This is a genomic window from Actinomyces sp. HMSC075C01, from assembly GCF_001812965.1.
Taxonomy (GTDB): Bacteria; Actinomycetota; Actinomycetes; order Actinomycetales; family Actinomycetaceae; genus Actinomyces; species Actinomyces acetigenes.
Map to the genome: position 1 here is coordinate 142042 of NZ_KV811031.1, position 7846 is coordinate 149887.

The 7846-nt window shown below is 65.2% G+C and carries 8 protein-coding genes; 4 read left to right on the forward strand and 4 right to left on the reverse strand.

What is annotated here, in order from left to right:
* The first annotated feature begins 287 nt into the window (after positions 1 to 287).
* On the forward strand, positions 288 to 998 hold the full coding sequence (locus tag HMPREF2883_RS11680) for a nucleoside/nucleotide kinase family protein (RefSeq protein ID WP_070662650.1): 711 nt from the start codon (positions 288 to 290) through the stop codon (positions 996 to 998).
* Between the two features lie 124 nt (positions 999 to 1122).
* Positions 1123 to 2217 carry a bile acid:sodium symporter family protein gene (locus HMPREF2883_RS11685; protein WP_070662655.1) on the forward strand — a complete coding sequence of 365 codons (1095 nt, stop codon included), beginning with the start codon at positions 1123 to 1125 and terminating at the stop codon, positions 2215 to 2217.
* A gap of 174 nt (positions 2218 to 2391) precedes the next feature.
* Here the strand turns inward: HMPREF2883_RS11685 and HMPREF2883_RS14890 are convergent, their stop codons facing one another.
* Genes HMPREF2883_RS14890 through nrdH form a run of 4 tightly spaced genes read right to left on the reverse strand, consistent with a single transcriptional unit; the run spans position 2392 to position 5832 of the window.
* A complete protein-coding gene (locus tag HMPREF2883_RS14890; protein ID WP_141759114.1) occupies positions 2392 to 2973 on the reverse strand; it encodes a hypothetical protein in 582 nt (193 codons plus the stop codon).
* Between the two features lie 44 nt (positions 2974 to 3017).
* Positions 3018 to 5174, reverse strand: coding sequence for a class 1b ribonucleoside-diphosphate reductase subunit alpha (gene nrdE / locus HMPREF2883_RS11690; RefSeq protein ID WP_070662658.1), 2157 nt, complete (start codon positions 5172 to 5174; stop codon positions 3018 to 3020).
* Entirely contained in the window at positions 5159 to 5569 is a 411-nt protein-coding gene (nrdI, locus tag HMPREF2883_RS11695) for a class Ib ribonucleoside-diphosphate reductase assembly flavoprotein NrdI (protein ID WP_070662662.1), read from the reverse strand. Before nrdI ends, nrdE begins: the two co-directional genes overlap by 16 nt.
* 17 nt (positions 5570 to 5586) lie before the next feature.
* Positions 5587 to 5832 carry a glutaredoxin-like protein NrdH gene (gene nrdH, locus HMPREF2883_RS11700; RefSeq protein WP_003788409.1) on the reverse strand — a complete coding sequence of 82 codons (246 nt, stop codon included), beginning with the start codon at positions 5830 to 5832 and terminating at the stop codon, positions 5587 to 5589.
* A gap of 679 nt (positions 5833 to 6511) precedes the next feature.
* On the opposite strand from nrdH, the gene HMPREF2883_RS11705 reads away from it, so the two are divergent.
* Both HMPREF2883_RS11705 and HMPREF2883_RS11710 read left to right on the forward strand, forming a co-directional pair.
* Positions 6512 to 7378 carry a DUF4956 domain-containing protein gene (locus tag HMPREF2883_RS11705; protein ID WP_070662665.1) on the forward strand — a complete coding sequence of 289 codons (867 nt, stop codon included), beginning with the start codon at positions 6512 to 6514 and terminating at the stop codon, positions 7376 to 7378.
* Positions 7379 to 7554: 176 nt separating this feature from the next.
* The coding region (locus HMPREF2883_RS11710) for a VTC domain-containing protein (protein WP_141759118.1) at positions 7555 to 7846 on the forward strand (292 nt) is incomplete at its 3' end.

Consider the following 7846-nt stretch of genomic DNA (forward strand, 5'->3'; position numbering starts at 1 on the left):
GGAGTGCTCGCGGGCTGTCGCAGCCCGACGGCGATATGGGAGCACGTCACCGGCGCCGTGCTGACCCCGGAGCGGGTGGCCGGCAAGTCCAACCAGAGGTCCCGGCCTTGCCTCAGCTGGCTTCAACTCCCGTCGACTTCCGCCGTCGACATCGGCAGGAGAGGGGTGCTGCTGTCTTTTTCCTGAGAGAGCCCGATCCCGTGAAGACGAGGAACGGCAAAGCATCACAATGGATACAGATACCGCCTCCAGGCCTCAGCCACTTAGTTGACTGAGATAATAGTTCCATGAGCCCAACGGTTCGGGTGGGCGAAACCCCCACCCTTGTCAGCAGCCTCGTCGACCAGCTCAGGCAGCGGTTGGCGGCCGACGACGCACCCGCGCGCCTCGTCGTCGGGCTTGTGGGAGCTCCCGGTTCGGGAAAATCAACGATTGCTGCGCAGCTGGAGACCGAGCTGAAAGCGGCGGGGATCTTCGCCGGGCTGGTCGCCATGGACGGCTTCCACCTGTCCAACGCCGTCCTGGACGAGCTGGGGCGCGGCAACCGCAAGGGCGCGCCCGACACCTTCGACGTCGAGGGCTACCTGACGACCCTGGACCGGGTGCGGGCCGACGGCGCCCCACGGGTCCTCGTCCCGGTGTACCGGCGGGACCTCCACGAGTCCGTGGCAGCCGGAAGCATCGTGAGCGGGACCGGCGTCGTCGTCACCGAGGGCAACTATCTCGCGCTCGAGACGCGCGGTTGGGGCGCGGTGCGCGAGCGGATCGACCTGCTCATCCACATTGACGTGCCCGAGGAGGTGCTCGTGCTGCGACTCATCAACCGGCACGAGGACTTCGGCAAGAACCCGTTAGCAGCCGGCCACTGGGTACGCACCGTTGACCTGCCCAACGCGCGCCTCATCGCCACGAGCGTCCACCGCTGCGACGAGGTATGGCGTGAGCCCGAGGACGAGCCCGACTCCGACGACGTCGACACTGACGACGAGCTCGAATAACGCCTCAGGCCTCGGAACCTGAAGCGTGTCCGTACGATGGACTGAGACGGCGACGTATCACTCCTCGGACTATTGTCGCCGGGCGTATCCCCGCTGATGCTCCACCAATGATCCGAGGCATCCCATGACAGCCCCCACCGACACCGACACCGCACCGCGCTCCAAGGAGTCCACGGGCGCGGCCCCCGACGTCGAGGCTTCCGCCGACGCGGCCTCCGAGAAGAGGCAGGACCGCAGCGCCCGCATCGCGGTGACGGTCTTCCCGCTCATCATGTTCGGCGCCTTCCTCGCCGCCTTCTTCTCACCCTCCACCTTCGTGCCGCTGGCCGGTTACATGACACCGTTGCTGGCCGTCACGATGCTGGGGATGGGGATGACCCTGTCCATCCCGGACTTCACGATGATCGCCTGTCACCCGAAGCCGGTCATTCTGGGCGTGCTCAGCCAGTACGCGATCATGCCGCTGGTGGGCTGGAGCGTAGCGAACCTGCTGCCGCTGCCCCCCGAGCTCAAGGTCGGCATCATCCTCATCGGCTGCGTGCCCGGGGGGACGACGTCGAACGTGGTCAGCTACCTGGCCAAGGGCAACACGGCCCTTTCGGTGTCGATGACCGCCTTCTCCACGATGCTCGCCCCTATCGTCACCCCGCTGCTGACCCTGTGGCTGGCCGGAACCTACATGCAGGTGCCGGCCGGGTCGATGGCACTGTCGATCGTGCAGATCGTGCTGCTGCCGGTGGGTGCGGGCCTGGCCTGCAATGTCTTCTTCCACCGGCAGGTGGCCCGGATCCAGCCGGCGATGCCGTGGGTCTCGGTCGTGGCGATCGCCGCGGTGGTGGCGGCCGTGGCCTCCAAGAGCCAGCCGCTCATCGCCACCGCGGGGCCGCTCATGTTCGCCGCAATCGCCTTGGAGAATGCAACCGGCTACGCCCTGGGCTACGCCGTGGCGCGAGCCTTCGGCGTCTCGCGGGCCGACCGCCGCACGATCGGTATCGAGGTGGGCCTGCAGAACGCCGGGCTCGGTTCAACGCTCGCCCTGCAGTACCTGAGCGCGGCGGTGGCCGCGCCCTGCGCGGTGGCGACCTTCTGGCACACGATCACCGGCTCCCTGCTGGCCATGTACTGGCGCCTGCGCGGGTTCCCGGCCGGGGAGGACCCGCACGCCACCGTGCGCGAGCTGCGCCGCCGCGCCGAGGAGTCCTCGGCTGCAGCCGGCTAATGGCGCTGCAAGAAGAGGTGGAAACGTGTGACCTATGCCGCTATTGCCAACAACGGCCGCAACTGCTGGCAATACCTACAAGTCTGACGTACAGTTGGTGTGCCGCCGCGTTACGGCGCGGAGAGGAAGTAAGCGCCGGTGCACCCGTGTCGTCATGTGGGCCCGGCGTTCGCGCTACCTACGGGGATCAATACGCTCAACCCACACACGGTCAGCGATCATGCTCCAGTTATCGCCAGCATCTGAGCCGGCCCAATGATCGCCCAGTGCTCCGATCACCTGATCAGGAACCCATAGATGCTTATCTTCATGACCAAACCTGTGAGTCAAACGAAATCCCGACGTCAACACCTTATTACGCTGAGCTAAGGCAATCGTCCTCTTGTCCTTTTCATCCTGAGTTTGCTGCCTTCTTTCGAGGATAAGTGAATCCACACCAAAATCCCCTTCAAGCATCACACTTAAACAGTGCAACGCCTGCTGCCCAGCACGCTCCTCGCCCTTCCCCTCGGGAATAGGGGAGGCTGCAACGACAAGATATTTTGCATTATGCTCACTGATAGTCTCACAGACCGCTCGCTTCGTGCGAGGTGTATGATCTCTCCAATGTAGTTTTCCACCTTGACGCACATACACAGAGAGCGCATCAGCAAGATCGGATTGATCTTCATCTGCAATATATGTGCCTAGAAAATACACCGACTCAGAGACACCAGAGCGGCGAACACTCTCATCCCCGTAGGCAACGCGGCCCACTCAAGATCCTTTCCACTTCCTTAAAGAGGCCCACCAACTCCGGCTCACAGCATGCAGGAGACGCAGCCCTCGACCTCGGTGCCGGTCAGGGCGGCCTGGCGCAGGCGGATGTAGTAGAGGGTCTTGATGCCCTTGCGCCAGGCGTAGATCTGGGCGCGGTTGACGTCGCGGGTGGTGGCCGTGTCCGGGAAGAACAGGGTGAGGCTCAGCCCCTGGTCCACGTGCTGGGTGGCCACGGCGTAGGTGTCGATGATCTTCTCAGGGCCGATCTCGTAGGCGTCCCGGTAGTACTCGAGGTTGTCATTCGTCATGAAGGGCGCCGGGTAGTAGACGCGGCCGATCTTGCCCTCCTTGCGGATCTCCACCTTGGCCACGATCGGGTGGATCGAGGAGGTGGAGTTGTTGATGTAGGAGATCGAGCCGGTGGGCGGCACGGCCTGCAGGTTGCGGTTGTACAGGCCGCCCTTCTTGACCTTCTCGGCCAGCTCAGCCCAGTCCTCACGTGTGGGAACGTGCACGCTGGAGGCCGCGAAGATCTCCTTGACGCGCTCGGTGACCGGCACGAAGTCCTGGGTCACGTACTTCTCGAAGAACTCGCCGCTGGCGTAGGTCGAGTCCTCGAAGCCCACGAAGCTCTCCCCGCGCTCCACGGCCATCTCGTTCGACGCCGTCAGGGCGGCGAACAGGACGCTGGCGAAGTAGACGTTGGTGAAGTCCAGGCCCTCCTCGGAGCCGTAGTGGATGCGCTCGCGCGCCAGGAAGCCGTGGAGGTTCATCTGCCCCAGGCCGATGGCGTGCGACTCGTGGTTGCCCCGGTCGATCGAGGGCACGCTGGGCAGGTGGGTCTGGTCGCTGACGGCGGTCAGGCCGCGCACGGCGGTGCGGATCGTGCGGGCGAAGTCCGGGGAGTCCATCGTCTTGGCGATGTTGAGGCTGCCCAGGTTGCAGGAGATGTCCTTGCCCACGTGGGCGTAGGTGAGGTCCTCGTTGAGCTCGCTGGGCTCGGAGACCTGAAGGATCTCGGAGCACAGGTTGGACATGACGACCTTGCCCTTAATGGGGTTGGCCTTGTTGACCGTGTCCTCGAACATGACGTACGGGTAGCCGGACTCGAACTGGATCTCGGCCAGGGTCTGGAAGAAGGTGCGGGCGTTGATCTTCTTCTTCTTGATGCGCCCGTCGTCCACCATCTCGCGGTACTTCTCGGTGACGTTGATGTCCGCGAAGGGCATGCCGTAGACGCGCTCGACGTCGTAGGGGCTGAAGAGGTACATGTCCTCGTTGTTGCGGGCCAGCTCGAAGGTGATGTCCGGGATGACGACGCCCAGCGAGAGGGTCTTGATGCGGATCTTCTCGTCGGCGTTCTCACGCTTGGTGTCCAGGAAGCGCATGATGTCGGGGTGGTGGGCGTGCAGGTAGACCGCCCCCGCACCCTGACGGGCCCCGAGCTGGTTGGCGTAGGAGAAGGAGTCCTCCAGCAGCTTCATGACGGGGATGACGCCGCTGGACTGGTTCTCGATGCGCTTGATGGGGGCGCCCATCTCCCGCAGGTTGCTCAGCAGGAGGGCCACTCCCCCGCCGCGCTTGGACAGCTGGAGGGCGGAGTTGATGCCGCGGGCGATCGACTCCATGTTGTCCTCGATGCGCACCAGGAAACAGGACACGGGCTCCCCGCGCTGGGCCTTGCCCTCGTTGAGGAAGGTGGGGGTGGCCGGCTGGAAGCGGCCGGACATCATCTCGTCGACGAGGTCGAGGGCCAGCTGCTCATCGCCGTCGGCCAGGGTGAGGGCCACCATGGTGACGCGGTCCTCGAAGCGCTCCAGGTAGCGCTTCCCGTCGAAGGTCTTGAGCGTGTAGGACGTGTAGTACTTGAAGGCGCCCAGGAAGGTCTCGAAGCGAAACTTGTGGGCGTAGGCGGCCTTGAAGGCGGACTTGACGAACTCCGGGGAGTACTTGTCCAGGATGTGGCCCTCGTAGTAGCCCTCCTCAACCAGGTACTTGAGCTTCTCCTCCAGGTCGTGGAAGAAGACCGTGTTCTGGTTGACGTGCTGGAGGAAGTACTGCCGGGCCGCCTCATGGTCGGCGTCGAACTGGATCCTGCCCTGCGCGTCGTAGAGGTTCAGCTTCGCGTTGAGCGCGTGGTAGTCCAGCTCCGGGGAGGACACGGTCTCTGAGCCGGTGTCCGTCAGCGTGTCTGCCAAAAGTCTTCCAATCCTTCTTTGACGCGTGCAACGTCCGTGGGGGTGCCGAGCAGCTCGTAGCGGTACAGGAACGGCACCCCCAGCTTGCTGGCGATGATGTCACCCGCCAGGCAGTAGGCCTGGCCGAAGTTGGTGTTGCCCGAGGCGATGACGCCCCGGCACAGCGCCCGATTGTTCGGGTTGTTGAGGAAGGCGATGACCTGCTTGGGCACCGCCCCCTTGACGGAGCCGCCACCGTAGGTGGGGACGACCAGGACGTACTCCTCGTGCACGGTCAACGGCGGATCCGTGCGCCTCAGGGGGATACGCGCCGTCGGGAAGCCGAGCTTGCCCACGAATCGGTGCGTGTTCTCCGAGGTGGAGGAGAAGTAGACCAGCAGAGGCCCGCTACTCACGGCGCGCCCCCGCGGCCTCAGACCGCGACGGACTCGACGGCCAGGGCAAGGGTCTTGATCTTGTCCGGACGGAAACCGGACCAGTGGTCCTCTCCGGCGACGACGACGGGAGCCTGGGCGTACCCCAGGGACTTGACCTGCTCGAGGGCCTGGGCGTCCAAGGAGATGTCCACCGTCTCGTAGGACAGGCCTGCCTTGTCCATGGCACGGTAGGTGGCCGTGCACTGGACGCAGTTGGGCTTGCTGTAGATGGTGATCGCCATGTCCGTCTCTTCCTCAGGATCGGGTGGCGGTGACTGCGGCCCGTCCCCGGACAGGGACTGCGCCGGCGGCACCACACGCTTGTCATTCACGGGAGGCCAGAATGGCCCCGCAGAGCAAGACACTACCCCTTGGGGTGATCCGGGTCCATCACCCCAAGATGCTGTGTCTAACGTGGCCCTGTGCACACCACCCCTCCCCTCTGTGGAAAACCTTGACCTCACTGTGGACGGCTGGTGGAGACAGTCCGTGAGCACCCCGCCAGAGGCCCTCGACCCCATCCCCGCAATCCGCACAACGATGGTCCTACACGGGTACGACATCTATTCGCGAGCCTTAGCCACAGGCAGGGACGGTCGCCGTCGGCGCTCTACCCCCAGCCCTGGGGACGGAGACGCAGAATTCACCCCCTCAGACACGCCCGTTCGGCGTGTCGTCACATCCAGCGAACACCCAGCAAGCAGTCGAGACCGGAAGCAGCTGAAGGCGATTGCTCCGACCAGCACCTCACACCTACAACACGAAGCCGGGAGACGCCGTGGGACGCAAGGAGGCCGTCCAGGGTATGCAGCCTCACACCGAGCACGAGACCGACGCCCTAGCATGATTTATATAAGCGGACATATTGTTATGTTATCGTAACAATACGGTTCCCGGCCCGCCTCCCCCAAGGACATCCTCATGCAGCAGGTGTTGCACGATCTACCACTGACACTGGCCTACATCGGTGCCGACCTGGTGGCGCTCGCCATCCTGGTCGGGGCCCTCTACATCCCGCGCCACGGGCGCCGAGACCTCGTGGCCGCCTATATCGGCGTCAACGTGGGCGTCCTGGCCGTCACCCTGCTGCTGTCAACGAGCGATAACGTCGGAGCGGGCCTGGGCCTGGGGCTCTTCGGCGTCCTGTCCATCATCCGCCTGCGCTCCTCCTCCCTGGCCCAAGGGGAGGTGGCCTACTTCTTCGCGGCCCTGGCCCTGGGCCTGCTCGGCGGCATCAAGACCCACCTCATCATCGTCGCCATCCTCATGGCCCTCCTCCTCGCCTCGCTGTGGGTGGGGGACCACCCGGCGCTCATGCGCCACAACCGCAACCAGGTCGTCACCCTTGACCGGGCCATCAGCGACGAGAACGAGCTCATCACCGAGCTCGAGGACCTGCTCGGCGCCCAGGTGCGCAGCGTTGACCTCAAGAGCCTGGACCTGGTCAATGACACCACCATCGTCGAGGTCCACTACCGGCTGCGTCCTCGCTCCCGCGCAGCCAGGCCCGCTCAGCCACCGGCCGCCCAGGTGCAGCAGGAGAAGGTGGTGCAGGGTCCCCACCTGGTCCGGGAGGCTCCGCCTCAGGCCCCCGTTCAGGCCGCTACTCAGGCTCAGCCCGCCAGCCAGCAACTCTGGCCCGAGGCCCCCGTGGCCGACAGCGCCGCGAGAGCAGCCACCGCCCCACCCCGGTACGACTGGATCACCGGCCACCGCCGGCAGCACGCCTCCCAGCAGCACGCTCAGGTGGGCAACCCTCCGTCCATGGTGCAGCCCCGCTACAACTGACCCAGCCGGCCCGCCTCACCTGCGGCGCCACCGCGTCAACACCGCGCACCCAGCACATCCAGTGCACCCACCGTGCGCCCGTCACGCGGCCACCTCCTCCCCACACCACCGCCACCGCTGCTGCCCGGCAGCACCGGCCCCACCTCGCCACTGCCGACCCCGGAAAGGACTGCACCGTGCTGAACACCGACGGCATCAACACGATCACCCTCACCGAGCTCAACTCCGAGGCAAGTCTCCTGACTCGCATGGACCGCAAGTACCTAGTGCCCCCGGGCGACACCCAGCACGTCATCAGCCACCTGGCCCCGCGGGCCCGGGTCCTCCAGATCGACGGCCTGCGCCACTTCCGCTACGCCTCGACCTACTTCGACACCCCGGGCCTGGACGCCTACTTCCTGGCGGCCCGCAAGCGCCGTCGGCGTTACAAGATCCGCACCCGCACCTACCTGGACTCCGGCCTGTGCT

What these genes read in the sequence shown, in the direction of transcription:
- HMPREF2883_RS11705 (WP_070662665.1), top strand. Translation starts at nt 6,512, where the DNA reads ATGCAGCAGGTGTTGCACGATCTACCACTGACACTGGCCTACATCGGT.
- HMPREF2883_RS11685 (WP_070662655.1), top strand. Translation starts at nt 1,123, where the DNA reads ATGACAGCCCCCACCGACACCGACACCGCACCGCGCTCCAAGGAGTCC.
- HMPREF2883_RS11680 (WP_070662650.1), top strand. Translation starts at nt 288, where the DNA reads ATGAGCCCAACGGTTCGGGTGGGCGAAACCCCCACCCTTGTCAGCAGC.
- nrdH (WP_003788409.1), bottom strand. Translation starts at nt 5,832, where the DNA reads ATGGCGATCACCATCTACAGCAAGCCCAACTGCGTCCAGTGCACGGCC.